Raw genomic sequence first — 26,627 nt, forward strand, 5'->3', positions numbered from 1 at the left:
TGTAACTACCACAAACTGCAGAGTGCTTTGCCAAGCCTAAATCCTGGCAAACTGCATGCCTCTCCCTGGGCAGTTTACACAAGTGCTATGTGTAAACTTATTGTTCAATAGCTATACATTAATTGCAATAGAACTGTCAATGATGTCGTGTTTTGTCTGTTAATCACTCAGGCTGGGTGTGGAGGGGTAATATAAGCTGAAAAACAACCCAAGGTTTCTCGATAGATATTCGAGAAACCTTGGGTTGTTCAGCGGGCGTGATTAAATCAGTGGAAGGGTGTAATCAATGATGATGCGGTTTTCATCAATCGCAGCACCATATCCTGGGTTGTAGCTCTTGGCTGTACGCGCAGTACCATTTCTCCAGGTCACGGCAAGGCCTTTCAGTGCTGCTTCCTGGAAGGCGTAACGCACCTGGGTGTCACGTTCCCACTCTTTATGGTTCTTGCCACTGTCTCTGAACTCACCGTTAACATACAGAGCTGATACGCTCAGGCCGGGCAGTCCAAGACCGTCAAAGCTATAGCTGACTTTCCCCATCCAGGACTTTTCGTTCTGGCGGTTAAAGTCAAAGTGCATCACAGAGTTCCAGGTCTGGAGTCCGGTAATGCCTTCACCGCTCCATGAGTAGTTATATTCGTCACCGATAACGGCCTGATAGGAAAGTGCTGCGGACAGATGGCTCACAGAGAGTTCAGTCACCAGATTCCACAATTTACTCTTGTAGCGGCTGCCGTACTTCTTCTCATCGTCGTCCTTGCCTTGATAGTAATAGCTGTCGAGCAGAACGCTGGTCTCTTCGGCCAGTTTCAGAGTGTAGGCGGCATTGGCGTAGTACTGGGTCATGTAGTTGCGAGCTTTACCGGCCGAGGCTTCCAGTGTCAGGCCGTTATCCGCGTCGTACTTGGCACCCATGATGCCAACATTGAACCCATCGCCCAGCTTGTTTTTGTACTTCAGGTACTTGTTGTTGGTTTTGGTGGAGTAACGGTTTGAGAAAACACCATAAGCGGTCACGTCATCGTAGTTGACGTCAGCATAGATGCCCTCGTGGCTGGATGGGGTGGTACGGGAATCACTTTCGTTCAGAAGAGGTGTGTCGAACATCATGGCACCGGCCTTGATGTTACCGTTGATATCTTCATTACCAAACTTGGCTTTCAGGTAGGCCTGACCAATCTTTCCATAGCTTTCCTGCTTGGCTTCCCACTTGTTGCCCTTAATCTTTGGCTTCTTCTCCTTAAGGGCGCCGGAGCCATATTTGTCTTCTTTGCCGACCAGTTTGGCGACACCATAGAGGGAAATGGTGGCACCGATCAGATCGCCAAAGTAACCGGAATCCATATTAAGCATGAAGCCCTGAGCCCAAGCCTCTTTGTCTTTCGGGCATTGGATAGGAGTGTCACCGGCTGCCGTTTTTTCCACACAATCGGTGCTTTTGCTGCCCGTATAGGTTTTGTTTTTGTAATCCTTATCGATATAGAAGTTACGCAGTTTCAAATCGATGCTGGAACCTTCAAAGAAAGGTTTGCTGGCGTTGCGGGTTGTTTGCCATGCCGTTTGTTCTCCCTGCAGTTCGGAGCCGGAATCAGCTAAGGCTGCTGTGGAAGCCAGACCTGAGATCACCAAGGTCAGCAAGGAGAGAGGAGTTCGTTTGCCGGTGCGTGCGTTGGATAAAAAAGAGTGGTGATGACTGTTATCGGTTATCGGCCCTGTTCCTGGCTTTTGTGCAAATGACATACGCTTTTACTCCGACTTCTTGCTAGCTGTGTTGGTAGTTAACTCGTGACTGGCTGCAAACCTTGTTAAAGCCTTGTTTCATCGTCTGTTTTGGCGTGTGTGATGCTTTGCCGTTCAGGCGATGTTCTGATTTTTTATTCGCTATGAAATAGTCAAGGACTCGGTTTTCTGCAAACTGATGAGTGAAAAAAGCAGGGGCTTCAGGAGTAAGACTGTTGGCAATTTGCCGTAATAGAAGTTGATCTGGCTTGAATTACGGATAAACACGTGAAAATGGTAATGACAACCCGGTCATGCCTTGTGATAATGCCCGGTCGTTTTAGTGGTTTTGGTTGGTTGGCGGTTTATTCATGCCTATCTATGAGTATCTTTGTCAGGATTGCGGTACTTCCCTTGAAGCTATCCAGAAGTTCAGCGATGCTCCTCTCACCGATTGTCCCGAATGCGGCAAGCCGGAGTTGAAGAAGCTTTTATCTGCGCCTGCCTTCCGCTTAAAAGGCGGTGGCTGGTATGAAACGGATTTCAAGGGCGGGAAGACAAAGAATGTGTCGACCAGTGATAATCACTGCCCAAACAAAAGCAATAATAAAAGTGGCTGTGGATCCTGTGCGGCAACCAGTGACTGACGACCGCAAATGAAATTGAGTGCCCCGGTTGGCGTCCCGGGCGGGGAAACTGGCAGGTCCGGCCAAAGGCCGGCATAAAGTTTGAGGTTAATCATGCGCAGCCATTACTGTGGCAACCTGAATCTGAGCCATGACGGCGAAACTGTCACTCTGTGTGGCTGGGTGCATCGCCGTCGTGACCATGGTGGTGTTATTTTCCTGGATCTTCGCGATCGTGAGGGTGTTGCTCAGGTTGTTGTCGATCCAGACACCGAAGAAGCTTTTGCTCTGGCTGACAAGGCCCGCAGTGAATATGTTCTGAAAATCACTGGCCGTGTGCGCCGACGCCAGGAAGGTGCCATTAATCCCAATATGGCCACTGGTGAAATTGAAGTGCTGGGTCTGGATGTTGAAATTCTGAATACCGCACAAACCCCTCCTTTCCAGCTTGATGGCTACACCGATGTCGGTGAAGACGTTCGCCTGCGCTATCGCTATATGGACCTGCGTCGTCCTGAGATGCAAGAGAAACTGATTATTCGCAGCAAGGCGACCCGTGTGGTTCGTAATTATCTGGAAGAAAATGGCTTCCTGGATATCGAAACCCCGGTTCTGACCCGTGCGACTCCGGAAGGTGCCCGTGACTATCTGGTGCCAAGCCGTGTGCATCCTGGATCTTTCTACGCACTGCCGCAGTCTCCACAGCTGTTCAAGCAGCTGCTGATGGTATCCGGCTTTGATCGTTACTATCAGATTGTGAAGTGCTTCCGTGACGAAGACCTGCGTGCCGACCGTCAGCCGGAATTTACCCAGATCGATATCGAAACCTCGTTCCTGAACGAGGATGATGTTATGTCCCTGACTCAGGGCATGGTCACCAAGTTGTTCAAGGACGTGATCAACGTTGAACTGGGTGAGTTCCCGCACATGACCTTTGCCGACGCTATGCGTCTCTACGGTTCAGACAAGCCTGACCTGCGTATTCCTCTGCAGCTGACAGATATCGATGATCTGGTTGCTGGTGTGGAGTTCAAGGTGTTCAAGGGCCCGGCCAACGATCCTAAAGGTCGTGTTGCGGCTCTGAAAGTGCCAGGTGGTGGCGAGCAACTGACCCGTAAGCAGATTGATGACTACGGCAAGTTTGTTGGCCTCTACGGTGCTAAAGGTCTGGCCTGGGTGAAGGTGAACGCTATCGAGAATGGCGTTGACGGTCTGCAGTCCCCGATCCTGAAGTTCCTGGGTGAGGACGTAGCCATGGCGATCATGGAGCGCCTGGAAGTCCAGAACGGCGATATCATCTTCTTTGGCGCTGACAGTGCCAAGGTGGTCTGCGATGCGCTGGGCGCGCTGCGCTGCAAGCTGGGTGCGGATCTGAATCTGTACACCAAGGCGTGGGCGCCTCTGTGGGTTGTTGACTTCCCGATGTACGAAGAGAACGATGATGGCAGCCTGACCGCCATGCACCACCCGTTCACTTCCCCAACCTGTACACCGGAAGAGCTGGAAGCCAACCCGAGTGCCGCTCTGTCCCGTGCCTACGATATGGTTCTGAACGGTTATGAAGTGGGTGGCGGTTCCATCCGTATCCACAATCAGGATATGCAGCAGGCGGTATTCCGCGTTCTGAATATCCAGGAAGAGGAGCAGCGTGAGAAGTTCGGCTTCCTGCTGGACGCTCTGAAGTACGGTGCACCGCCTCACGGTGGTCTGGCCTTTGGTCTGGACCGTCTGGTGATGCTGCTGTGCGGTACTGAGAACATTCGTGAAGTGATTGCCTTCCCGAAAACTCAGTCTGCCTCCTGTGTGATGACCCAGGCGCCAAGCGCGGTTGATGTTCAGCAGCTGCACGAGCTGAATATCCGTATCCGTCGCGATCCGGCCTCTGCGACCAGCCACTGACCCTGTCCTTGCCGGTATGGATAATTGTTATCCATACCGGTTCTAAACCTTCCGCTATTTATAACTCTATTTCCTGTTGAAAAGGCAGGGATGGTGTTCTTGTGCTATTGATTTCTATATATCCGCGGTTGCCACAGAGCTGTCTGCTTTACCCAGTTGTTTGAGTGATGTTGTTACGTGGTCGTATAAACTGCGTAAGACCGGTCTACCGTTGGCCGGTGTTAAATTTGAGGAGATTCAATGTCTTTTACCCTATGGCAGACGCTGGCGCTGGCTATTCTTGTGCTGTTTCTGGGGCGGGGACTGAACACGGTTGTTCCCTTCTTTCGTGATTTCAATATTCCAGAGCCGGTCACCGGGGGCTTTCTGGCTTCCCTGATTTTTGGTGCTATCTATCTGATCTTTGGCATTGAAGTTGATTTCTATCTGGATACTCGCAACAGCCTGTTGCTGGTGTTCTATAGCACCATTGGCCTCTCTTCCCAGTTCTCAACGCTGAGAGCGGGCGGTCTTCCGCTGATTATCCTGTTAACGGCAGCCAGTCTGTTCCTGTTGGTGCAGAACGGTGTCGGTGTGGGCGTTGCCGAGCTGACCGGGATTAACCCGATTTATGGTGTTATTGGTGGCTCGGTCACACTCAGTGGTGGCCATGGTACAGCGTTTGCCTGGGCGCCCATTATTGCCGAGCAGTATGGTTTGAAGAATGCTGCCGAAGCGGGTGCGGCCTGTGCAACCTTTGGTCTGATTCTGGGTGGTCTTGTTGGTGGGCCGGTTGCCCGTAAGCTGATTGCTCGGGATGGACTGAAGCCAAACAGCTCCGAACATATCACTATCGGTTCCCGTTATGGTGAAGAACACGAGCCGATTGATGCCGACGGCATCTTCCGTAATCTGTTGATGATTGCCGTGGTCATCACCGCCGGCTATGAGCTGACCGAGGTTTTTGAGGAGTGGGGGTTCTTCCTGCCAACCTACGTGACCTGTCTGTTCCTGGGGATTGTGCTGTCAAACACCGTGCCTTATGTCTTTAAGGGCATGACTGATCCGGCAGACTGTAAATCTTTGGCACTGATCTCGGATATCTCTCTGGGCCTGTTCCTGTCCATGTCGCTGATGAGTATGCAGCTGTGGAGCCTGATTGACCTTGCATTGCCAATCCTATTGATTCTGGCTTGTCAGATCGTGGTGCTGGTGGTGTTCAGTTATTTCATACTCTTTCCGGTACTGGGAAGAGATTATGACTCGGCGGTGATGTGTAGCGGTTATATGGGGATGGCTCTGGGGGCAACGCCGAATGCGATTGCTAATATGACAGCTGTTACCAAGCATTACGGACCATCTGCTAAAGCATTCCTGGTGGTGCCGTTGGTGGGTGCCTTCTTTATCGATATTGCTAATTCGCTCGTGATTCAGATGTTCCTGAGCTGGGTAGGCTAAGCTAAGGCCCCTTAGTAAAAATGACCTGCTCCCTGCAAAAGGGAGCGGGTCATTTTTGTTGTTAAGCGGTTTTTCAGGGTTATCGTGTGGATACACGCCGCTTTCTGGCTTTGGCCTTTCCTTTGGGGCGGTCTGCTGCTGATGGGCGCTCAGGTGCGAGTGAGGTAACAAACTCCGGTTTCAGTGTGACGTACTCCAGATTGTCCAGAAGTAGCGGCAGTTCCAGTTCGTTACCCATTCCCTCGTCACCGTAAATCGCAGGGTGTTCTTCGGGCAGGATTCTTTGCAGTTCAGAGATGAGGTGGTTATACAGCCGGCTACCAACAATGATTGTGTTCTCCGGTGTGATATCACTTGCAAGCCTTGCTCTGGCTGTTGGTGAGAGTGTCTGGCTATATTCTTCAACCATTGTTCTCACCCGTATCGGGAAGTTTTCCGATACGGTTTGTGGCGTTATGAGAATAACTTTTGCCTTTGGATTAAATAGAGAGAGCCGCATACACATATTAGTGATCAGGCCTTCAGGGCAGACCGATTTGTCGGTTTCATCGCCATTGTCGACATCGTTGGATGAGAGGTTTTCCCCACGACGATAGGCATAAAGCCCCATAAAGAAGGCTTCCAGGCAGGTGCGGCGGGAGATCGAGCTGTCTCTAAAGTCCCCTCTGGCATGAAAGGCCAGAAAGAACAGTGCGGCAGCCTCACGGATTGTCACCTCGAAATCTGTTTTGTCTGGATTGTCTTTGGCGAGTCTCTTGCTCTGACCGTGCTGGGCGTAATCTTCCTTCATTTCAATAATCAGCCGTTTGGCGGCTTCGCAATGAGGGAGTTTTAATGTGTTCAGGTTGTCGTCTTCAGGACGGTTGGCCAGCTTCTTTCTGGATCTCATTTCTCGCTTCAGATCCGTTTGGATTTCGTCCAGGGATTCTTCCATTTTTCTCAGAATGATCTCCAGATCCAGTGGTTTACCAATGTCTGACTCAGTGAACAGCCCCGGATAGCGTTTGAGGGTGCCTCGGGATATAAACGCTCTACCAACCTCGGTCAGATAGCCAAAATCAGCAAGACTCTTCATAGTGTCCAGTGTGCTTTGTTCTACCGATGGCGCGTGGACAATGCGTGAGTTGTGATAAGTATCAATATCGGTATCGGGCTGGTGGAGTTCTCCAACAAACCCGGCCAGTACTTTTCTCAGTTCCTGAGCCCGTGCCATGGTCTCTTCCCCGGGATCTGCTCTCTTGATGTCCATAATGTGTTTCAGGTTCCCCGGAATATCGTGCAGATTGAATGCTCGAGGGTTTTCGGGGAAGGGAGTCCAGCATTGATCCTGAACTGTTTTGGACAGTGCCCATCGGTATTCTGGTTTCAACATGCTGCTCAGAACGGAATAAACATCTCTCGGGTCACCGGCACGATACTTGTCAATCATGATCAATAGAAATGCGTGCAGGCTGCGCATTTGTTCCTCTGAGAGTGAGAGGAGTGCGAGGTAGAGGCTGTCGGTAAAAAGTGATGGATCATTATCATAAGTGAGCAGCGACGAAAGCAGTTCAATCAGTGCCAGACGCGCAGGGTGCTGGAAAATATCCTGAGTCATTTGCCATAGCGTGGGACGCTCCGGTTCGCTGATGCTCTGACTCATAAGGTAAAGGTGGGTCATAACGCTTTGGTGTTGGTGCAGGCTCTGGGGGAGAAGTCTGCCATCGTCACCTTGGGTTTTTGGGGGGCAGGCGCTTTCGATATCAATGATCAGGGCTTCCCAGCTCAGCAGTTGATCGCTATGGAGACTATGCAGTGTGTCTGTCAGGGATTTCTGCTGTTTCAGGTCTTGCTCTTCTGCGTGGGAGCGCACGTTATGGAATTTGCCGGTGTACTTACTGTGGGCTTCCCCGATAAAGAAGTATTGATTCGGGTTCTGCCTGAAGTGTTCAGGGAATTTACGATGAAGCGTCTTACCAAACCGATCACAATAAAGCTTGCGGAGGTGATCTGTAGCCTCGATTGTGTCCAGAAACTGGGTGATTATGGCGACTGACCGCTTGCCGGTATGGTCGCTTGAATCATCGGGAAGGCTGTCTATTTGCTGGCAGGCCTCCTCGATCTTGCTGTGCTGGTAATGATTTTTTTGATAGGAGCCGATTGTTTCAGGCGTATCTTCATCGCCAGCGATAAAGTAATCACCGTACGAGGATTCACTTTCCATATCACTCTCAGAATCGCTTGCAGCCATGCAAAAGCCGACATCGATCCCCGACGAATCCGGTTGAATCGTATAGGTGCTCAGCGGGCGTATGGTGTGCTGTCGTTCTCGTGTGTGAGTGCTTGTCAAAGAGGATGTTGAGAAGGTGGTCTCGGCTCTAGGCCGCTTTAAGGGGCCTAGTTGAATAAGCTGGCTGGCGAGGTCGCGAAATGATGATAAACGTTTCATATAAGTTCTTTCTGAGTTGGCGGCTGTAGGGAATAGACTGTGCCGAGAAGGCTTTGAGGGAGGTCTGTGACCGGCTGGTTAGACGTGAGCGGGCTCTATCGACGCCTAAGCTAGGCTGACTGCGCTGATAACGATATAATTGCGGTTTTTAAAATTTTGAGGAAAGCCGATGGCCGGTCATAGTAAATGGGCCAACATCAAACACCGTAAGGCGGCTCAGGACGCCAAGCGCGGTAAGATTTTCACCAAGCTGATCCGTGAGCTGGTGGTTGCTGCCAAGGCTGGTGGCGGTGATGTGAACGATAACCCGCGTCTGCGCGCGGCGGTTGATAAGGCGCTGGGCTCCAACATGACCCGCGATACCATCAACCGTGCTATCGAGCGTGGCTGTGGCGGTGGTGAAGATTCCAACATGGAAGAGATCACCTATGAAGGTTACGGCCCTGGCGGTGTTGCTGTTCTGGTTGAGTGCCTGAGCGACAACCGTAACCGTACCGTTTCCGAAGTGCGTCACGCTTTCTCCAAGCATGGCGGCAATCTGGGTACTGACGGTTCTGTTGCCTACCTGTTTGAGAGAAAAGGTCAGATCTACTTTGAAGCCGGTGCTGATGAAGACGCTGTGATGGAAGCCGCCCTGGAAGCCGGTGCGGAAGATGTTGTCACCAATGATGACGGTTCCATCGAAGTGCTGACCGAGTGGACTGAGCTGTCTGCGGTGAAAGAAGCGCTGGAGGCGGCGGGCCTGACACCGGTAGAAAGTGAAGTGACCATGATCGCTTCTACCCAGTCTGAGCTGGATCTGGCCGGTGCGGAAAAGATCATGAAGATGATTGATCGTCTGGAAGATCTGGACGATGTGCAGAACGTATACAGTAACGCTGATATCTCTGCGGAAATTATGGAACAGCTGGGCTGATCCATTGGTTATCTGCCCGTGTTCTACGGGCAGAGCCTTTCTTGTTTTTTCCTCTCTCGATCGTTTTTCTCTCTTGATTGTCTTACTGGTTGTTATTCCATCTAACATTCCTCATCGCAGCTGAACTTTATGATTTGGCATAAGCCTAAGTGATAGTTTTCACGGGCCGTGGTGGGGTTATGGCGCAGGCGGATTTCATACAGACATTCAGAAGCACTCTTTCTAGTGCTTATGTCAGTGCCTATGGTCATGTTGACAGGGTGATTCACTCTAGCGATTGGCGTGGTTTTATGGTGACGAATGTCGGGGAGCCTGTATCACGTCAGCTGGAAGCTGCTGAGCAATATCTTGATACGCATTACGAGCCGGGTTCAGGAGCTATATTCCGGAAGGTCGTTTCTACATTGGCTTTTAGCTATATGCTGGGGTGGTCGGTTGCTCCACTTTATCAAGTATGGGCTGATCGGCAAATTCCTCAACTGGTCACGGAGTGCAGAGACGCCGAGGATGGTGATGTCATTGAGATGCGATCCAGAATTGCAGACCTTCGCACAAGCTATTGTCGTCGTGCGTTTGGATGTCCCTCCTTGAACGATGCGGTGACGCTGCTCGGTCTGGGCTTGGTGGCAGTGTCAGCGACTCCATTGTGGGGCGGGTTGGCTTCGACCTTTATTGGTGTCCGCTGTGTGTGTTCAGTGACTCAGTCTCTGTTGAATTGCCGTAACCAGCTTCGGTTGTTGCAATTGGATAAGGAGTTATCAGTAAGGCTGGAGAACTATCACCCGAGTGCCTTCGACTAACTTTTCTCTGAAGGGCGCCCTTTCGCATCTGCGAGCCACGCTTTAGACCTTCATGTTCAGTGCCAATGTCATGGCGAATAGAATAACAGTGCAGGTGGTGACTATCGCGAGAGGAATCATCCATTCCTTCATTTCTGTAGCCTATCTCTTTGTCATACAGTTGAGCATAAGCTTAATTGACTTGTTTTTTTTGTTTGTAGCCTTTGGTTATCCAATTGCGTGACTTCGTAAACTTTGCTCTTCTTGGCAACTCTTAGCAGGTCTCTGCGGGAGAAACTTCTTCACACGTCCTTCTTTTACTGTAAAAATAAACAGTACTACTTTGTTTTGATAAGACTGTTCTAACCAGACTATGGCAATCATTCTTGGAATTGACCCCGGCTCCCGTATCACGGGTTATGGTGTTATCAACCATAACGGGCGCACCATTGAATACGTCGATTCCGGATGTATCCGCATTCAGCCGGGCGAGCTGCCCGAGCGTTTGAAACAGGTTTATGATGGCATTGATCAGGTGATCGCGGCCTGGACGCCGCAGATGGTCGGTATTGAACAGGTGTTCATGGCTAAGAATGCCGACTCCGCCTTGAAACTGGGGCAGGCACGCGGCGCGGCGATTGTTGCTGCCATGAATAACGGCTTGCCTGTGAGTGAGTATTCCGCCCGACAGATCAAGCAGGCGGTGGTCGGCACAGGCTCTGCGGATAAAGAACAGGTGCAGCATATGGTGATGGCCATGCTGCGATTGAACCGCAAACCCCAGGCCGATGCGGCGGATGCGCTGGCGGTTGCCCTGTGTCACGCTCATACACGACAAGGTCTTATTGGATTATCAAGCACTGGCGGGCGTAAGATTGTCCGTGGCCGTTTACGTTGAGTCTCAGCAAAGCTGGGGCTGCTCACAGGAAATTATGATGATTGGACGACTGCGCGGAACGCTGGTTGAAAAGCACTCTCCCAGTTTGCTGGTGGATGTGGGTGGTGTCGGCTACGAGCTGGAAGCGCCGATGTCGACGTGTTACCGCCTGCCTGAACCCGGGCTGGAAGTGACCCTGTACACCCACTTTGTGGTGCGGGAAGATGCCCAGCTGCTGTATGGCTTTGCTGATAAAAGCGAGCGACAGCTGTTTCGTACCCTGATTCGGGTCAATGGTGTTGGCCCGAAGCTGGCACTGGCCATCCTTTCCGGAATGGAAGCGGAAATGTTTGCCCGCAGCGTTCATGAGCAGGATGCCACGATGCTGACCCGTATTCCTGGTGTGGGTAAGAAGACCGCAGAACGTCTGATTGTGGAAATGAAGGATCGCCTGAATGAATGGCAATCCGCACTCGCGCCTTTGGAATTGGCAGCTGCCGGCAAACCGGCTCCGGCCGCTGTAAAGCAGGATCCGGTTCAGGATGCCGTCAGCGCCCTGATTGCCCTTGGCTATAAACCGCAGGAAGCCAGCAAGGCCATTGCTGCGGTTGAAGCGGAAGGCATGAGTACGGATGATTTGATCCGTCAGGCTCTGCGAGCCATGGTGTAAGAAAGGCGTGAAGAGAATAATGGAACCGTGATGATCGAAAGCGACCGACTGATCTCAGCGCAGGAAGCGCCCCTTGAAGATCGAATCGACCGTGCAATCCGCCCGGATAAACTCAGTGACTATATCGGCCAGCCGGGCGTACGCGAGCAGATGGAGATTTTCATCAAAGCTGCCCGCCTGCGTCAGGATGCTCTGGACCATACTTTGATCTTTGGCCCGCCGGGGCTGGGTAAAACCACGCTGGCAAATATTCTTGCCAATGAGATGGGTGTGAATCTCAAGTCCACCTCTGGTCCGGTACTGGAAAAGGCCGGTGATCTGGCCGCCATGCTGACCAACCTTGAGCCCCACGATATTTTATTTGTCGATGAGATTCATCGCTTGAGCCCGGTGGTGGAAGAAGTTTTGTATCCGGCTATGGAAGATTATCAGCTGGATATTATGATCGGTGAAGGTCCGGCAGCCCGTTCCATCAAACTCGATCTGCCGCCGTTTACGCTGGTGGGCGCAACGACCCGTGCCGGTCTGCTGACTTCACCGCTCCGAGACCGTTTCGGTATTGTTCAGCGTCTGGAGTTCTACAGTGTTCCGGATCTGACCACCATTGTGGAGCGTTCTGCCCGGATTCTGGGTATGGATATGGGCACTGAAGGTGCGCGGGAAGTGGCACGGCGCTCCCGGGGAACACCGCGTATTGCCAACCGTTTGCTGCGCCGGGTGCGTGACTATGCGGATGTGCGTGCCAATGGTGTGGTGTCCGGTGATGTGGCGGATGCGGCCCTGAACATGCTGGATGTCGATAGTGAGGGCTTTGATCATATGGACCGGCGTTTGCTGCTGGCCATGATCGAGAAATTTGATGGTGGCCCAGTGGGCGTCGACAGCCTTGCTGCGGCGATCGGCGAAGAACGGGATACCATAGAAGATGTTTTGGAGCCCTATCTGATTCAGCAGGGCTATCTTATGCGCACACCACGCGGCCGGGTTGTAACCCGTCATGCGTATGAACATTTTGGCTTATCTGTTAAAAGTGAGTGATGGCTTATGATTCGGAAGCTTGCCGTCCCATTGATTGTTGTCAGTGCCGTACTTGGCGGCTGTGCCAATAATATGGGGTCCAATGTTTACTCCTCAGCGCAGGCTCAGCAGGTGCAGACTGTCCGCGAAGGGACGGTGATCGCACTGGCTCCAGTGATGATCAAAGATGATGAAAATGCTGTCGGCACTCTGGCCGGTGGTGTGGCTGGCGGTATTGCCGGCAGTGCCATTGGCGGTGGTCGCGGCAGTGATCTTGCTGCTGTTGGTGGTGCCGTGCTGGGTGGTATTCTCGGTAATATGGCCGAGCAGAACATAACCAAAAAGCAGGGTGTGAATATCACCATCCGCTTGAAGGATGGAGAACTGATCTCGGTCGTGCAGGAAGTGGAACCGAATGTTCTGTTCCAGATCGGCGAGCAGGTGCTGGTCTACAGCCAGCCGGGCAGCAGTCGGGTAGTTCCTTTTTAGATGGCGCCGTTTAAACGCAGTTTTAACGCAGTTGTGAATAGTGCCTTTCTAATGAATCTGTCTGCCAGTCAGCTCCTACTGTAACAAATGCATGTAACAGTGTGATCTGAACCATGGTATAACGCAGGCAGTTGTGCGTAGCACAGATGACAGTGGTCCCTTTTTTAGGGAGGGTGTGAGAGCACCTTCCAGACAGTGTCAGTTCTTGGTGGTTGTCACTGTTTCAGGCTCAAATCAGAGGTGTGGCTGTGGCCGATAGGGTGTTTAACTGGCCGGTGCGGGTCTATTACGAAGATACTGATGCCGGTGGTATTGTTTACTACGTCAATTACCTGAAGTTTATGGAGCGGGCTCGGACTGAATATCTGCGCAGCCTGGGGTTTGATCAGCAGGCACTGATGCATGATGGCATCCTGTTTGTGGTAAGAAACACCGCTATCGAATACCTCAAACCCGCCCGTCTGGATGATGCGCTGGATGTAACTGTAAGCCTGTCCCGTCGTGGACGCGCGGGCTTCGATATGGTTCAGTCCATCTGGCGTGATGGTGAAGAATTATGCAAAAGCCGGGTGTCGATCGCCTGTGTCAGTGCCAACAGCCTTAAGCCGGTTGGACTGCCGGTGAATATTCGTCAGGCCATGCTTTTGTCGTCGCAGGATGCTCCGTCAGACGCCTGAGTCAAACACGGATTGAGATAAGAGAGAACAGAGTGACAGAAAATACCTCCATGTGGGCGCTGGTGCTGGATGCCGGCTGGTTTGTTCAGCTGATTCTGCTGATGTTGATTGCGGCCTCGGTATTGTCCTGGGTGTTTATTGTTCAGCGCAGTATTGTTCTGCGTAATGCCCGTAAGGCGGCTGTCGCCTTTGAAGACCGCTTCTGGTCGGGTATGGATCTGGGCCAGCTTTACCGCGAAGTCCATGAAGAAGCTGATAAAGGTACCGGCACCGGTATGGAGCGTATCTTTATGGCCGGTTTCCGTGAATTTACCCGCCTGCGTGGTAAGGGCATGGATGCCGATGCGTTGATGGATGGCGTGCAGCGTTCCATGCGTGTTGCGGTAACCCGTGAGCAGGAACGTTTGGAAACCAATTTGCCGTTTCTGGCAACCGTGGGTTCAACCGGCCCTTACGTGGGTCTGTTCGGTACGGTAGTCGGGGTTATGAACTCCTTCCGTGGTCTGGCGGGTGTTCAGCAAACCACTCTGGCTGCGGTCGCTCCCGGTATTGCGGAAGCACTGGTAACCACAGCTGTTGGCCTGGTGGCGGCGATTCCTGCCGTGGTGGCTTACAACCGGTTCAATGCCCGCGTTGAATCTCTGCTGACCAGCTACGAAACCTTTGCCGAAGAGTTCTCCAGTATTCTCCACCGTCAGGTGCATGGTAAGAGCCGTGCCCAGGGGGAGGGCTGATCGTGGCGCGCAAGTCCGGGCGCCGCAAGCCCATGTCGGAAATCAACATGGTGCCGTTTATCGACATCATGATGGTTATGCTGGTGGCCTTTATGGTTTCCTCGCCCATGTTCACTCAGGGTGTACAGGTTGAGCTGCCAAAGACCGATAGCAATCCGGTTGAGATTCCCAAAGGCGAAGAGCCACTGGTGGTTTCGATCAAGCCAGACGGCAGTTATTACCTGAGCCTGGAATCCACTGGTGAGAAGTCACTGTCGCTTAGCGAGATGTCCGACAAGGTCAGCAAAATCAAAAAGGCGCGTCCTTCCACGATGGTGCTGGTGAAAGGGGACAAGGCAGCAAGCTACGGTGCCGTTGTCGAGGCCATGGCCGTTCTGCAAAAGGCCGGTGTCAGTGATGTCGGCCTGATTACCGAACCCGGGGAGCTGAACTAAGCGTGTCAGGACAGTTCTTCTCACGGATGGCAAAAGTATTCTCTGCTCCGGTAGCCTGGGCAGGGCAGCGTGTGGATAACCTGCGGGAGGAAGGCTGGCTGGTGCCGGTTGTTGTCTCGCTGGTGCTCCACGCGGTTGTGGTTGCGATGTTGCTGCTGGTTGTTCCTCGGGCAGAAGAGCGCAAAATTGATCCAACACCGAGCTTTGTCACGGCCCGTATGGTTACGATGGAGCAGGCCGCTCCTAAACCTCCTCCGAAAAAAGTCAGACCGGTTCGTACTGAGAAAAAAACACCGGTTAAACAGCCTGTCGTAAAACCTAAGCCAAAGCCGGATCAGCAGGCGATAGCCCTCAAACGCAAGAAGGAAGAGGAGCGCCGCAAGCAGCAGGAGCTGGCTAAAAAGAAAGAGCAGGAACGCCTCAAACGGGAGAAAGAACTGGCTGATCAGCGTGAGCGTGAACGCCAGCAAAAGCTGCGCAGGGAACAGTTGCAAAAGCAGCAGGAACAAGAGATGCTGGCTGCAATGGCTCGTGAGCAGCAGCTTGCTGCCCAGGCCCGCGCAGACGGGGAAGCCCGTGCTTCTGCAGAGGGTGTTATCAGGCAGCTGGTGGAAGATCAGTGGTCACGTCCGGCTTCGGCCAAACGCGGAATGGAAACCGTGTTGCGTATTCAGCTGTTGCCAACCGGTGAGCTGATCAGTGTTCAGATTGTGACCGGTAGTGGCGATGAGGCTTTTGACCGCTCCGCCTGGCAGGCGGTAGAACGTGCCGCACCGTTTACAGAGTTGCAGGCTTTGGAGTCCCGGGTATTTGAGCAGAACTTCCGCGCTTTCCGGTTCAAGTTCAGCCCGCAGGATTTGCTGAATTGATATTAAAGGATCCAGAATGACCCGCATAAAATTTTCAGCAGTATGGTCCATGCTGTTGCGTATTTCTCTCGTTCCGCTTCTGCTGCTCTCACTGCAGGCGCGGGCCGAACTCACCATAGAGATTACTCGCGGTAACGATCAGGCTGTGCCTGTTGCCGTGGTGCCTTTTGCCTGGAATGGTGCCGGTGTGTTGCCGGAAGATATCTCCGGCATCGTGGGTAACGACCTGCGCCTGAGTGGCCAGTTCGCTCCGGTCTCCAGTGAGCAGTTCCTTGGCTTTCCTTCCAAAAAAGAAGAAGTGTTCTTTGGTGACTGGCGCCGTCTTGGTGCGAACTTTCTGTTGATTGGTCGTGTTAATGAGCAGGCTGGTGGTCAGTATGTGACTGAGTTTGAACTCTATGACGTGATCTCCCAGAAGCTGGTACACAGTGGCAAGGTGCCGGGCACTCGTAACCAGCTGCGTGCCATTGCCCACAAGATCAGTGATGAAGTTTACAAAGAGATCACCGGCGTCGATGGTGTGTTCTCCACCAAGATTGTTTATGTGGTGGCCAAGCGTTTCAGTGTTGATCGGACCGACTACAAACTGGTTTACGCCGATATGGACGGCCGTAACCAGATCGCGATCCTGAATTCCAAGGAGCCTGTGTTGGCGCCAAGCTGGTCTCCGGATGGCCGCAAGCTGGCTTATGTCTCTTTTGAAACCGGTCGCCCAGCTATTTATATCCACGAGCTGGCGACTGGTCGTCGTGAGCGCATCAGCAGCTTCAAGGGCCTGAACAGTGCGCCAAAATGGTCACCGGATGGCAAGAAACTGGCCATGGTTCTGTCCAAGAGCGGCAACCCGGATATCTATGTGCTGGATCTGGAAACCCGTCAGCTGAGTCAGGTAACCCGTCATTTTGCTCTGGATAATGAGCCGGACTGGATGCCGGATGGCAAGAGTCTGGTGTTTACCTCCAACCGTGGTGGCTCTGCTCAGTTGTATGAAGTTGAGCTGGCTTCCGGTGAAACCAAGCGTCTGTCGTTTGATGGCAAGTTCAATGCCCGTGCCCGGGTGTTCCCGGATGGCAAGAAGATTGCTTACATTCACAAGGGTGAAGGTGCAACGTCGTATAACGTAGCGGTGCAGGAGCTGGACAGTGGTCGTATGAGAACCCTGTCTTCCTCCCCGTTTGAAGATGCACCGGATGTGTCGCCAAATGGCCGTATGTTGATTTATTCCGCCCAGGGGGGCGATCAGGGAGTTCTGGGTATTATCTCTGCGGATGGACGGGTGAGCTTCCGCCTGCCGTCGTCAGAAGGGGATGTGCGCGAGCCAGCATGGTCACCATATATCCGGTGATTGTTGTATTTGATCGATATTTGAACAGAGTGTGGTCGATATAGCCTGTCGTGGTTACTTAACCAGCGGAAAATCCTTTTGTGATTCTGGTTTGCCGACTGTAACTCTGTTAACTTAAATCGGTTTTTTATCAAAGGACGAATCGGGAGTTAACTGATGAAGTTTGCCAATGTAGCGAAAGGGGTTGCTACTGGTCTGGTTGCTGTATGGCTGGTCGGCTGTGCCTCTAACACTCAGACTAGCGGATCCGGTACAGAGAGAACTCTGGCGGGCGAAAATAACACTCAGACTGCGGTCAGCACTCCAGTTGTTGATCCAGCTGTTCAGGCTGTTCTGGATTCCGGCAAGGTAACTGGTTCCGCTGAGCAGGTTGCTGATCTGTTGAACAAGAACACTGTTCACTTTGCTTTCGACAGCGACAAGCTGAACTCCAGCGATATCCAGGCTCTGGATGTTCAGGCGGCTTACCTGACCAGCCCTGTGGGCATGGGTGAGAAGCTGGTTATCGAAGGTCACACCGATGAGCGCGGTACCCGCACTTACAACCTGGCTCTGGGCGAGCGTCGTGCCAATGCCGTTAAGAACTACCTGGTTCTGAAGGGCGTTGCCGCTTCCCGTATCGAAGTTGTGAGCTATGGTTTTGAGAAGCCGGTTAACCCTGCACACACTGACGCTGCATGGGCTGAAAACCGTCGCGCGGTTGTGATCAAGGAAAAGGGCTGATACTGAATGGTTGCAAGGAGTGCTCTGCTGGGCCTGGCGTTGAGTGCATTGGCGGTTAATGCCGTTGCCGCATCATCCATCCCGGTTGTGAATGCGGGGGCAGAGGCTCCTGCGGCCGGTTCTGCTACACAGCCTGTCGTCAATACAGTGACGACAACACCAGTGCAGCCAGTTCAAACCCAAGGGGGCGAGGCTGCACTGCTGCTGAATCAGATTGATACCCTGCAGCGGGAAATTATGGAGCTGCGCGGTGTTGTAGAAGAGCAGACCAATGCGATTGCTCGGATTCAGAATGAAAACCGTGATCGCTATCTGGATCTGGATCGTCGTATCAGCCAGCTGGTTGCCGGTGGTGCTGTTGCATCATTGCCGCAAACTCAGCCAACAGCTGATACTGCCGCTCAGCCTGCGGGGAATAATGTTCCTGCACAGGCTCAGACCGGCGCCCAGGTAAATGGCGATACCCTCTATCAGGATTCGTTCCAGCTAATTCGTGAGCGTCGTTTTGATGAAGCGCTTGCCGGACTGCAGAAATATCTGACCGAATACCCGGAAGGTACGTTCGTAGATAATGCGCAGTACTGGCTGGGTGAAGTTCATCTGGCGCAGGGCAAGCTGAAAGAGGCTGAGGCGGACTTTTCTACACTGATCAGCAAGTATCCTTTCAGTGACAAGCTGGCGGATGCAACTTATAAGCTTGGTCAGGTTTACGATCGCCTGGGTGATCGTGCCAAAGCCAAAGAATATCTTCAGCGTGCGGTAAAGGATTTCCCGAACTCCTCCGCTGCACGATTGGCAGATGTGTATTTGAGCAAGCTGGAAGGTTAAGCCTTTCTGCTTGCCGGGTGCACAATTGGCAGGCCGTTATCGGTGCGGCAGTTATTGGTGCAGAAACTATCGGTAAAAAGTCGCGAAATCGTATTTCGGCTAATACTAGGGTTGCACTGAACTGCCAATTCGGTAAGATACGCCCCGCTTCCGGTTGAGAGAGATCGGAAGCTGAGTGAGAGGTCAGACGGTACTTCAACTGGAAGTCTGTTGTGATCTCGGCGAGATGGGTCGTTAGCTCAGTTGGTAGAGCAGTTGGCTTTTAACCAATTGGTCGTAGGTTCGAATCCTACACGACCCACCATTTTTAAAAGGTTCTTATCTCGTTAGTTGAAAGCTGTTTCAGCATTGTGGGTCGTTAGCTCAGTTGGTAGAGCAGTTGGCTTTTAACCAATTGGTCGTAGGTTCGAATCCTACACGACCCACCATCTTTCTCTGCAATAGAGTTTGATGGTGGATGTTGAAAGCTTTAAAATTTATTGAGCGGGTCGTTAGCTCAGTTGGTAGAGCAGTTGGCTTTTAACCAATTGGTCGTAGGTTCGAATCCTACACGACCCACCATTTCCCTATGTTCTCCCTCTTTATTTATCACTCCCTGTTTGTTCTTGTAGTTTCTCGCTTCTCGTGCGTTTGTCATTCTGTTCATCATGAAAGTCTGTGCCTTTCCGTGCTAAGATTCAGAAACTTTTTGTCTGCGAAAGTCTGGCCGTTTTGAAGTCGGGTTTCGTTTTAATAATTATCAAGAGAATACAGACAGAGGCATGACGCAGGTACAGGACAGACGCTTTGTGCGTGATCATCTCGCAGGTCTTCAGCCACGTCCCGATTGCTCCCCCGATGAGACTGAATCCCTGAAAGCCCGTGTGCGCGAACTTCTTGCCGAAAAGAATGCGGTAATGTTGGCTCACTATTACACCGACCCGGTTTTACAGGCTCTGGCTGAAGAGACTGGTGGCTGTGTGGCTGACTCACTGGAAATGGCCCGCTTTGGTGCTGCGCATCCAGCACAAACCATGGTGGTGGCCGGTGTGCGTTTTATGGGGGAAACCGCGAGTATTCTCAGCCCGGAAAAGACCATATTAATGCCCGACCTGGAAGCGACCTGCTCTCTGGATTTGGGTTGCCCGGAAGATGAGTTTGCCGAGTTTTGCGATGCTCATCCTGATCGTACAGTGGTTGTTTATGCCAATACCTCTGCAGCAGTAAAGGCTCGGGCGGATTGGGTGGTCACTTCCAGCTGTGCTCTGGATATTGTTGATGAGCTTACCGCCAATGATGAGAAGATTATCTGGGCGCCGGATAAATATCTTGGCAGTTATATTCAGAAGCAGACCGGCGCGGATATGCTGCTCTGGGACAGTGCTTGCATTGTTCATGAAGAGTTCAAGGCTAAGGGTGTTCTGGATCTGAAAAAGGTTTATCCGGATGCGGCTGTGCTGGTTCACCCGGAATCACCGGATGCCGTTGTTGAGGTTGCTGATGTGGTGGGTTCCACATCGCAGCTGATCAAGGCGGCCGCTTCCATGAGTAATAAGCATTACATTGTGGCGACGGATAAGGCCATCTTTTACAAGATGCAGCAGCTGGCAGGCCCGGATAAGGTTTTGCTTGAAGCGCCAACCGGCGGCAGTGGTGCAACCTGTCGTAGCTGTGCGCACTGTCCGTGGATGGCTCTGAACAGTCTGCAGGGGGTTATTGATGCGCTGGAAAAAGGTTCCGGGCGCGTGCAGGTTTCTGATGAGTTGCGTATTGAGGCGGCTAAGCCTTTGCAGCGTATGCTCGATTTTACTGCTCGAATGGCTGCTGCCTGATTTGCTGTTGTCATGAAGAAAAGGCCGAACATGCGTTCGGCCTTTTTTATGCGTGTGACTGAAGCTATTTAGAGTTTCATGGTCTTTTTGTAGGACCGAATCTCTTCTATGCGCGTTTTATAGGCGGCCTTCTGGCTGAATGCCAGCTTCGGCTGCTCCAGTGCATATTCAAGATGGCGAATACTGTCATCCATATTGCCCACCAGGAAGAAGTACTCGGAGCGGGCGGTGTGAACGCCGGTAATATCTCCGGCAAGGCCAGCCGTTTCCGCGATTAAATACCAGATCTCTGGATCCTTCGGGCGCTTCTGGCTTTCGGTTCTGAGAACCTCAAGGGCTTCCTTGTAGTTGCCATTGTTATACAGCAGATCCACCAGTGCCATGCTGATTGGGAAGTTCCCCGGGTTGCGTTTCAGCAGCTCGCGCATGCCGGTAATGCCCTGCTGGCGCTTGCCATTAGCAAACTGAATGCGGTTGTTCAGGATTTGAATGTGAATATCGCCGCTCTGTTTGCTGGCGACGGGAGCGAGGGTTTTCTGGGCATCAGCGGGGCGCTGCATATTCAGCTGCACCTGTGCCAGTGCATAGCGGGTGGCCAGCTCAGAAACGGTTCTGCCTGAATCGAGCTCTTCGGCAAAGCGGTTGCGGGCGGTTTCCGGTGATTGGGTAGTCAGGGTGATGGCCCGATTGCGCATCAGGTCATACTCGCTGTCCCGTTTGCTGGGGCGGGCAGGATACTGTTCAGCGCGGCTTTTGGTATCGGCGACACGGTTGCGGCTCAGTGGGTGAGTGCGCAGGAATTCATATTGAGGTCCTGTGCCCTCCAGTTTGCTCATCCGTTCAAACAGGCTGGCCATGCCGCGAGGGTCCATGCCAGCACGGGCCATTGTCAGAATGCCAATCCGGTCGGCTTCCTGTTCATTGGTGCGGGTAAAGGCCAGTTGTGCACTTTGTGCTCCAGCCACCGTAGATGAGAGTGCGGCCATGCCAAGGTCGCCGGCGCCGGTCGCGGCCAGTACGATGCTTCCCAGTAGGGCGGCCATGGTTGGCAGCTGCTGACGCTGTTGGGCTTCAACACCTCGCGCGTAATGGCGCTGGCTCAGGTGAGCCAATTCGTGAGCAATAACGCCGGCAAACTCTTCTTCCGTGCGAGCGTAAAGGAACAGGCCGGTGTTGATGCCGACAATGCCGCCGGGGGCGGCAAAAGCGTTTAGATAAGGGCTGTCGATCAGGATGATGGAGAGGCGGCGATCCTGCAGCTGGCTTGCCTCGGCAAGGCGATAAACAAGGTCTTCAACGTACTGAACCAGCTCCGGATCGGATTCCACGCGAAGCTGACTGTGCAGCATTTTCAGAAATACGCCGCCGATTTCCTGCTCTTTTTGGCGAGAGACAATGCTGGAACTGCTGTCACCAATAGAGGGGAGGTTGATCTCTGCGGTTGCTGTCGAAATCGTCAGTGGCAGAGTCAAAAGGCAGGTCAGGGTGCTGGCAATCAGGGACTTTAATAACCGCATGGGCGCATCAATGGGGTCCGGTTCGTATTGTTCAAAGCTATATTACCCTTGCTGCTGGTGCGATACTATTGGGATTTCGTATCAAAATTGGGCAGGATGGATGAGCGCGATCCATAAAGAATTGGGGCAGATCGATCGGGAACTTGATGCTTGTGGGCTCAATTGCCCTATGCCGTTGTTAAAGGCCAAGCAGGCTTTAAACGCTATGGCCGCTGGCGAGACGTTGAAGGTTATGGCAACAGATCCTGGTTCGGTGCGCGATTTTTCCAGCTTTGCCGATATTGCCGGGCACGAGCTGTTGTTCAGCGACGAACAGCAGGGAATATTCACCTACGTACTGAGAAAGCATGGATAGAATCGCAATGTTCAGGGTTATCGGTCGTTGGTTTCACCGATATTTCTCTGATGATGAAGCAATTGTTCTGATCTTGTTGTTGGGCGTTGCCCTGTTTACCATTCTTGTGCTGGGAGCGATGTTGGCTCCGGTGTTTGCAGCTCTGGTGCTGGCGTTTGTGCTGCAGGGGCTGGTGAACTGGCTGGAGAAAAAAGGTCTCCCGCACATCCTGTCTGTTGTTGTTTCCTTTCTGTTGTTTGTCGCGGTCTTCCTCGCCGTATTGCTGCTGATGGTGCCGCTGGTCTGGGAGCAGGGCTCCAACCTTCTTAATGAGCTGCCGGGTATGGTTCAGCAGTGGCAGGATGCCTTGCAGCATCTGCCGGAAACCTATCCGGGCTTTATTTCTGAATCGCAGGTGAATGCCTGGATTGAAACCGCCAATACCCAAATGACACGTGCTGGTCAGTGGTTACTCTCCTTCTCTCTCTCCAAGCTGCCAAACCTGGTGGGTATCTTGATCTATCTGGTGCTGGTGCCGATTCTGGTGTTTTTCTTTCTTAAGGATCGTACGGTGCTGCTGGACTGGTTTACCAGTTATCTGCCTAAAGAGCGTAGGATGATTAACCAGGTCTCTGATGAGATGAGTAGCCAGATTGCCAACTATATCCGCGGCAAGGTGATTGAGATTGTTATTGTCGGCATCACCACCTATATCGCGTTTTGGTATCTGGGACTGAACTATGCCGCACTGCTGTCGTTGCTGGTTGGCCTATCGGTTCTAATTCCTTATATCGGTGCGGCCGTGGTGACGATACCGATTGCGGCTATTGGTCTGTTCCAGTGGGGTTTTACCCAGCCGTTCTTTGTCATGATGGCGGTATACGGAGTGATTCAGGCGCTGGATGGTAATGTGCTGGTGCCACTGCTGTTCAGTGAGGCGGTGAACCTGCACCCTATCGCCATTATTGTTGCCGTACTGTTCTTTGGTGGAGTCTGGGGATTCTGGGGGGTGTTCTTTGCTATCCCGCTGGCGACCCTGATTAAGGCTGTGTTTACTGCCTGGCCGGGGCAGGATGAGCTGGCTTCAACCTGATGAAGTGATCTAAACAACAAAGCCCGCGATAAATGCGGGCTTTGTTGTAAGAGGCTAGGAAGGACTAGGGGAGGCTAAGAGTTAAGCATCTTCACTGCCTTCTTCGCTCTTCTCGGCTTCGGCAGGTTCTGTCAAAAGCCCGGAAAGGGCCTGGGCTGCCTGCAGAACATCCTCTACATGATCTTTGATCCGCACCCGGCGCCATTCGTGCTGGAGCATGCCAGTTTTGTCTATAAGAAAGGTGCTGCGCTCAATCCCCATAAACTCTTCATCGCCTTTTCGTTTTGGGCGAATGACATCAAATAGCTGGCAGAGCTCTCCGTTCTCATCACTGATCAGCTCAAACGGGAAGTTGTGCTTTTCCCGGAACTTTTTGTGGGACGCCATGGAATCCATGGATACGCCGAAGACCAGGGTGTCGGATTCAGCAAAGGCCTCATGGTTTTCGGCAAAGGCCAAGCCTTCGCTGATGCAACCGGGGGTATTGTCTTTGGGATAAAAGTAGAGAACGAAGTTGGTTCCCTTCATTTTTTTCAGGGAAACGGTTGTGTTGCCGGTGGCCTTTGCGGAGAAGTCATCTACAGGTTTGCCAATGGTGACTGTCATTATGTTCCCTTTTTGGTCGGAGACGTCTTTGGTCAGAGACATCATTTGTGCTGTTCTATATGGAGGCCACCCAGAACAGCCGGCAGCCTTGGCAAGCTTAATAATTGATCAATTATGTACCACCATCTATGGAATATCATCTTTGTGGCGGTTTGTCATGGGGCGCTGTTAAAGGCGGTCTTTGCTTTCCGATTATCAGAGTCGGATTCTTTAGCAGTAAACGTTATACAGAGTGTTGCTATCCCACTGATATTATTATACATTACGCACCGCTGACGGGGCAGGGCTCTGCAGTGAGACAATTTGGTGAGGTGTCCGAGTGGCCGAAGGAGCACGCCTGGAAAGTGTGTATACGGAAACGTATCGAGGGTTCGAATCCCTCCCTCACCGCCAAATACAATCCCGTAACAGTTCGCTGTTACGGGATTTTTTGTATCTGAAGACTTGATAGTCCTCCCTCCCTATCTGGCTGATGCTCTTTTCCCAGAAGTGGAAAATGGGTCTATAGCCCACTCTCTTTCCAGTTGTTCCGAAATGTTTGAGGTGTAAGCCCTGTCGCTCGTTTAAAGTAGCGGGAAAAGTACGCCACATCCTCAAACCCCAATTCCAGCGATATCGCTTTGATCGTTCTGCTGGTGTAAGCCAGTTCCCTTTTGGCTTCCACCATGACCTTGTCATTGATGAGTTGTGAAACGGTTTTACCAAAATACTTGCTGCTGAGTTCATTAATCCGTTTTGCGCTTAGGGATAGTTTCTCAGCATAAAACCCGGTCTGTTTGTGATTCTTGAAGTTGTTATCAATAATCTCCAGCAGATTAAGCATGCGGCCATCATTCACCTGGGGTGCTCGGTCGTCATCCGGTTGATAGCGGACAAGATGCCGAAGAAAGCCGGTGAAAATCATATTGATAAATTCATAGTCGCTGTGTGTGTTTGACAGTTCATCGGTCAGCACATCAATCAGCTTCTGCATAATCATGCGACCGTGTTCATCAATAAAGATGGATGGATGCCGGGAGCGATTCACCAGAAAGATCTGCTCCATAATCTTCTGGCTGCGGAGGTCAGAACTGATCAGGTTGGCATTAAAGGATATTGCCAGCATCTTATCCGGTACGACCGGACAGCAATGTACCTGGCCGGGTGTCATGAAATAGATAAGCCCGGCGCGCAGTGGGTATTCCACAAAGTCTATGCTGTGGCTTCCTTCCCCTTCCAGAGCCCAGAAAATTTCATAGTACTCATGGCGGTGTGATTCGGTTGTCTCTGGGCCGTGCTCTTTGGTGATGCAGGTAATATCCAGAATTAGATCAGGGGCGAGTTGCTTAACTTCAAGCATCAGGGTGTCTCAATGCAGGTTGTCGTTTTTCCAGAGCTATTTATAGAGAGCCAGGGCCGGAAGAATGTACAACAGGTGGTTCACTTTATCCTATTCCGTTTTTTCTGCCGGAAAGCAAAATAGCAATCATTCCTATTTGGCAGGAGAGCGGGCAAATGAGTGCTCAAATTGATCTCGATAATGCTCCTATAAAGAGAACATTACTTCAGTTTTTTTTACCGTCTGTGTTTGCGATGACGATCAAATCGATCTTCATCCTGACGGATCTGGCTTTTGTTGGCCAGGGTGTTGGCGTTGCTGGTTTGGGCGCTATCTCTCTGACGGTTCCATTCTTTAGTTTTTCCATGGCACTGGCTGAGATGGTCGGTGTCGGTGGCGCCACACTGATGTCTATCCAGTTCGGTAAAAAGAACCATCAGGCCGGACAAAGCCTCTTTGAACAGTCGTTGCTGCTGTTCTTTGCGCTGTCAGCCGTCATGATTGCAGTGGGTTTATTCTGGATCGATGAAATTGTTGCGCTGATGGGTGCCCGTGGAGAACTGCATCAGGCTGCCGCTGACTTCCTGAGCGTCATGATGGTCTTCTTTATGTTTCAGGGCGGTCAGTTTGTGCTGGCAGGTTTTATCCGAAATGACACCAATCCCCGACTGGTTATGCGTGCCATGGTGGGCGGATCTATCGCCAATATTATCCTGGACTACACGTTTATCTTTATTTTTGACTGGGGTATCAAAGGTGCCGCGCTTGCGACCGGTTTGGGGCAGTCACTGATTTTCATAACGCTGTTGACTCACTTTATTCAGGGCAAGGGCAGGCTGCGTTTACGATTCACCGGCGGTTATTCGCTGTCTCAGATGTTGGAGATTCTTAAAACCGGTATACCGACGTTTTTCCTGGAATCTGTCGGAGCTGTTACAACGTTGGTCTTTAATTACGTACTGCTGGCCAAATATGGCGCGCTGCATGTTACGGCTTACAGCATCATTATGAATACCAGTATTGTTGTGCTGTTTATCGTTGCGGGTCTGGGGCAGGCCTGTCAGCCGATTATCAGTTATAACTTCGGCGCGGGCCGTATGGATAAGGTTAAAGAAACGGTCTTTCTCGGTATTCGTTATGCCGGACTGGTTGGAGTGATAGCAACTGTCGCAGTCTTGCTGGCGGCAACACAAATTGTCTCTGTTTTCACTCAGGATCATACGGTGATTGAGCTGGCAGCACCGGCTATGAAGATCTACTTCCTGGGCTTTGTGCTGATGGGGATAAATATTGTGATCGCTACCCTGTTCCAGAGTATTGGTAGACCTAAAACGGCTTCTATTATTTCTCTGTCTGAAGTGACCCCATAAAGTTGGACACTTTGGTTAAGCGGCTTGCAAGGCCTGACTTCGGCACTCCGCCGGCGTCAGGCCTTTTAGTTTCACCTTGATACGTCGCGTATTGTAATACGTGATGTATTC

26 protein-coding genes and 4 tRNA genes are annotated in these 26,627 nt (G+C 51.9%); 24 read left to right on the forward strand and 6 right to left on the reverse strand.

Annotated elements, in window-relative coordinates; genetic code table 11:
* Window positions 1-261 precede the first annotated feature (261 nt).
* Entirely contained in the window at window positions 262-1,740 is a 1,479-nt protein-coding gene (locus tag EHSB41UT_RS03180) for an OprD family outer membrane porin (protein WP_087106790.1), read from the reverse strand.
* Between the two features lie 350 nt (window positions 1,741-2,090).
* On the opposite strand from EHSB41UT_RS03180, the gene EHSB41UT_RS03185 reads away from it, so the two are divergent.
* The 3 genes from EHSB41UT_RS03185 (at window position 2,091) to gltS (ending at window position 5,681) form a co-directional block, all read left to right on the forward strand.
* Window positions 2,091-2,366: an FmdB family zinc ribbon protein gene (locus EHSB41UT_RS03185; RefSeq protein WP_087106792.1), complete on the forward strand. Its 276-nt coding sequence runs from the start codon at window positions 2,091-2,093 to the stop codon at window positions 2,364-2,366.
* Window positions 2,367-2,459: 93 nt separating this feature from the next.
* Complete coding sequence (gene aspS, locus EHSB41UT_RS03190) at window positions 2,460-4,244, forward strand: aspartate--tRNA ligase (RefSeq protein WP_087106794.1); 1,785 nt, start codon at window positions 2,460-2,462, stop codon at window positions 4,242-4,244.
* 240 nt (window positions 4,245-4,484) lie between these two features.
* A complete protein-coding gene (gltS, locus tag EHSB41UT_RS03195; RefSeq protein WP_087106796.1) occupies window positions 4,485-5,681 on the forward strand; it encodes a sodium/glutamate symporter in 1,197 nt (398 codons plus the stop codon).
* A 79-nt stretch (window positions 5,682-5,760) separates the two neighbouring features.
* On the opposite strand, the gene EHSB41UT_RS03200 is transcribed toward gltS, so the two are convergent.
* A complete protein-coding gene (locus EHSB41UT_RS03200) occupies window positions 5,761-7,911 on the reverse strand; it encodes a hypothetical protein (protein ID WP_087106798.1) in 2,151 nt (716 codons plus the stop codon).
* A 367-nt stretch (window positions 7,912-8,278) separates the two neighbouring features.
* Between EHSB41UT_RS03200 and EHSB41UT_RS03205 the strand changes: the two genes are divergently transcribed.
* The 17 genes from EHSB41UT_RS03205 to nadA all read left to right on the forward strand — a co-directional run bounded on the left by EHSB41UT_RS03205 (window position 8,279) and on the right by nadA (window position 20,278).
* Complete coding sequence (locus EHSB41UT_RS03205; RefSeq protein ID WP_087106800.1) at window positions 8,279-9,025, forward strand: YebC/PmpR family DNA-binding transcriptional regulator; 747 nt, start codon at window positions 8,279-8,281, stop codon at window positions 9,023-9,025.
* Between the two features lie 179 nt (window positions 9,026-9,204).
* Window positions 9,205-9,825, forward strand: a complete 621-nt coding sequence (locus EHSB41UT_RS03210) for a hypothetical protein (RefSeq protein WP_133060372.1) — start codon at window positions 9,205-9,207, stop codon at window positions 9,823-9,825.
* 352 nt (window positions 9,826-10,177) lie between these two features.
* A complete protein-coding gene (gene ruvC, locus EHSB41UT_RS03215; RefSeq protein ID WP_087106804.1) occupies window positions 10,178-10,702 on the forward strand; it encodes a crossover junction endodeoxyribonuclease RuvC in 525 nt (174 codons plus the stop codon).
* Between the two features lie 37 nt (window positions 10,703-10,739).
* Window positions 10,740-11,351 carry a Holliday junction branch migration protein RuvA gene (ruvA, locus tag EHSB41UT_RS03220; protein ID WP_087106806.1) on the forward strand — a complete coding sequence of 204 codons (612 nt, stop codon included), beginning with the start codon at window positions 10,740-10,742 and terminating at the stop codon, window positions 11,349-11,351.
* A 30-nt stretch (window positions 11,352-11,381) separates the two neighbouring features.
* Window positions 11,382-12,389: a Holliday junction branch migration DNA helicase RuvB gene (gene ruvB / locus EHSB41UT_RS03225; RefSeq protein WP_087106808.1), complete on the forward strand. Its 1,008-nt coding sequence runs from the start codon at window positions 11,382-11,384 to the stop codon at window positions 12,387-12,389.
* Window positions 12,390-12,395: 6 nt separating this feature from the next.
* The gene (locus tag EHSB41UT_RS03230) at window positions 12,396-12,857 is read left to right on the forward strand and encodes an outer membrane lipoprotein (protein ID WP_087106810.1); all 462 of its coding nucleotides are present in this window, start codon (window positions 12,396-12,398) and stop codon (window positions 12,855-12,857) included.
* Between the two features lie 248 nt (window positions 12,858-13,105).
* The gene (ybgC, locus tag EHSB41UT_RS03235; protein WP_087106917.1) at window positions 13,106-13,534 is read left to right on the forward strand and encodes a tol-pal system-associated acyl-CoA thioesterase; all 429 of its coding nucleotides are present in this window, start codon (window positions 13,106-13,108) and stop codon (window positions 13,532-13,534) included.
* 32 nt (window positions 13,535-13,566) lie between these two features.
* Window positions 13,567-14,268, forward strand: coding sequence for a protein TolQ (gene tolQ / locus EHSB41UT_RS03240; RefSeq protein ID WP_242667221.1), 702 nt, complete (start codon window positions 13,567-13,569; stop codon window positions 14,266-14,268).
* Window positions 14,269-14,270: 2 nt separating this feature from the next.
* A complete protein-coding gene (tolR, locus tag EHSB41UT_RS03245) occupies window positions 14,271-14,702 on the forward strand; it encodes a protein TolR (RefSeq protein WP_242667222.1) in 432 nt (143 codons plus the stop codon).
* Window positions 14,703-14,728: 26 nt separating this feature from the next.
* Window positions 14,729-15,571, forward strand: a complete 843-nt coding sequence (gene tolA, locus EHSB41UT_RS03250; protein WP_087106816.1) for a cell envelope integrity protein TolA — start codon at window positions 14,729-14,731, stop codon at window positions 15,569-15,571.
* 16 nt (window positions 15,572-15,587) lie between these two features.
* Complete coding sequence (gene tolB, locus EHSB41UT_RS03255; RefSeq protein WP_242667223.1) at window positions 15,588-16,916, forward strand: Tol-Pal system beta propeller repeat protein TolB; 1,329 nt, start codon at window positions 15,588-15,590, stop codon at window positions 16,914-16,916.
* A 156-nt stretch (window positions 16,917-17,072) separates the two neighbouring features.
* On the forward strand, window positions 17,073-17,639 hold the full coding sequence (locus tag EHSB41UT_RS03260) for an OmpA family protein (protein ID WP_087106819.1): 567 nt from the start codon (window positions 17,073-17,075) through the stop codon (window positions 17,637-17,639).
* A 6-nt stretch (window positions 17,640-17,645) separates the two neighbouring features.
* Entirely contained in the window at window positions 17,646-18,467 is an 822-nt protein-coding gene (ybgF, locus tag EHSB41UT_RS03265) for a tol-pal system protein YbgF (protein WP_087106821.1), read from the forward strand.
* Window positions 18,468-18,695: 228 nt separating this feature from the next.
* A tRNA-Lys gene (locus EHSB41UT_RS03270) sits at window positions 18,696-18,771 on the forward strand.
* 48 nt (window positions 18,772-18,819) lie between these two features.
* Window positions 18,820-18,895 (forward strand) — tRNA-Lys (locus EHSB41UT_RS03275).
* Between the two features lie 57 nt (window positions 18,896-18,952).
* Window positions 18,953-19,028: transfer RNA gene (locus EHSB41UT_RS03280), tRNA-Lys, on the forward strand.
* A 200-nt stretch (window positions 19,029-19,228) separates the two neighbouring features.
* Entirely contained in the window at window positions 19,229-20,278 is a 1,050-nt protein-coding gene (gene nadA / locus EHSB41UT_RS03285; RefSeq protein WP_087106823.1) for a quinolinate synthase NadA, read from the forward strand.
* A gap of 68 nt (window positions 20,279-20,346) precedes the next feature.
* Here the strand turns inward: nadA and EHSB41UT_RS03290 are convergent, their stop codons facing one another.
* On the reverse strand, window positions 20,347-21,795 hold the full coding sequence (locus tag EHSB41UT_RS03290) for a M48 family metalloprotease (protein WP_087106825.1): 1,449 nt from the start codon (window positions 21,793-21,795) through the stop codon (window positions 20,347-20,349).
* Between the two features lie 100 nt (window positions 21,796-21,895).
* On the opposite strand from EHSB41UT_RS03290, the gene EHSB41UT_RS03295 reads away from it, so the two are divergent.
* Both EHSB41UT_RS03295 and EHSB41UT_RS03300 read left to right on the forward strand, forming a co-directional pair.
* Window positions 21,896-22,150 (forward strand): sulfurtransferase TusA family protein, encoded by a 255-nt coding sequence (locus tag EHSB41UT_RS03295; protein WP_087106827.1) that lies wholly within the window; start codon window positions 21,896-21,898, stop codon window positions 22,148-22,150.
* Entirely contained in the window at window positions 22,143-23,222 is a 1,080-nt protein-coding gene (locus tag EHSB41UT_RS03300; RefSeq protein WP_341350346.1) for an AI-2E family transporter, read from the forward strand. Before EHSB41UT_RS03295 ends, EHSB41UT_RS03300 begins: the two co-directional genes overlap by 8 nt.
* An 81-nt stretch (window positions 23,223-23,303) precedes the next feature.
* Here EHSB41UT_RS03300 and EHSB41UT_RS03305 read toward each other — a convergent pair whose 3' ends face one another.
* Window positions 23,304-23,828, reverse strand: a complete 525-nt coding sequence (locus EHSB41UT_RS03305; RefSeq protein WP_087106921.1) for a peroxiredoxin — start codon at window positions 23,826-23,828, stop codon at window positions 23,304-23,306.
* A 305-nt stretch (window positions 23,829-24,133) separates the two neighbouring features.
* Here EHSB41UT_RS03305 and EHSB41UT_RS03310 point away from each other — a divergent pair.
* Window positions 24,134-24,221, forward strand: a tRNA-Ser gene (locus EHSB41UT_RS03310).
* A 109-nt stretch (window positions 24,222-24,330) separates the two neighbouring features.
* On the opposite strand, the gene EHSB41UT_RS03315 is transcribed toward EHSB41UT_RS03310, so the two are convergent.
* Window positions 24,331-25,167: a helix-turn-helix transcriptional regulator gene (locus EHSB41UT_RS03315; protein ID WP_087106829.1), complete on the reverse strand. Its 837-nt coding sequence runs from the start codon at window positions 25,165-25,167 to the stop codon at window positions 24,331-24,333.
* A gap of 155 nt (window positions 25,168-25,322) precedes the next feature.
* Here EHSB41UT_RS03315 and EHSB41UT_RS03320 point away from each other — a divergent pair, with 155 nt between their 5' ends.
* Window positions 25,323-26,516, forward strand: a complete 1,194-nt coding sequence (locus EHSB41UT_RS03320) for an MATE family efflux transporter (RefSeq protein WP_087106831.1) — start codon at window positions 25,323-25,325, stop codon at window positions 26,514-26,516.
* A gap of 15 nt (window positions 26,517-26,531) precedes the next feature.
* On the opposite strand, the gene EHSB41UT_RS03325 is transcribed toward EHSB41UT_RS03320, so the two are convergent.
* Window positions 26,532-26,627: IS3 family transposase (locus EHSB41UT_RS03325; protein ID WP_165767133.1), on the reverse strand; the 96-nt coding region annotated here is incomplete at its 5' end.

The sequence above is a fragment of the Parendozoicomonas haliclonae genome, assembly GCF_900174585.1.
In the GTDB taxonomy this organism is placed as follows: domain Bacteria; phylum Pseudomonadota; class Gammaproteobacteria; order Pseudomonadales; family Endozoicomonadaceae; genus Sansalvadorimonas; species Sansalvadorimonas haliclonae.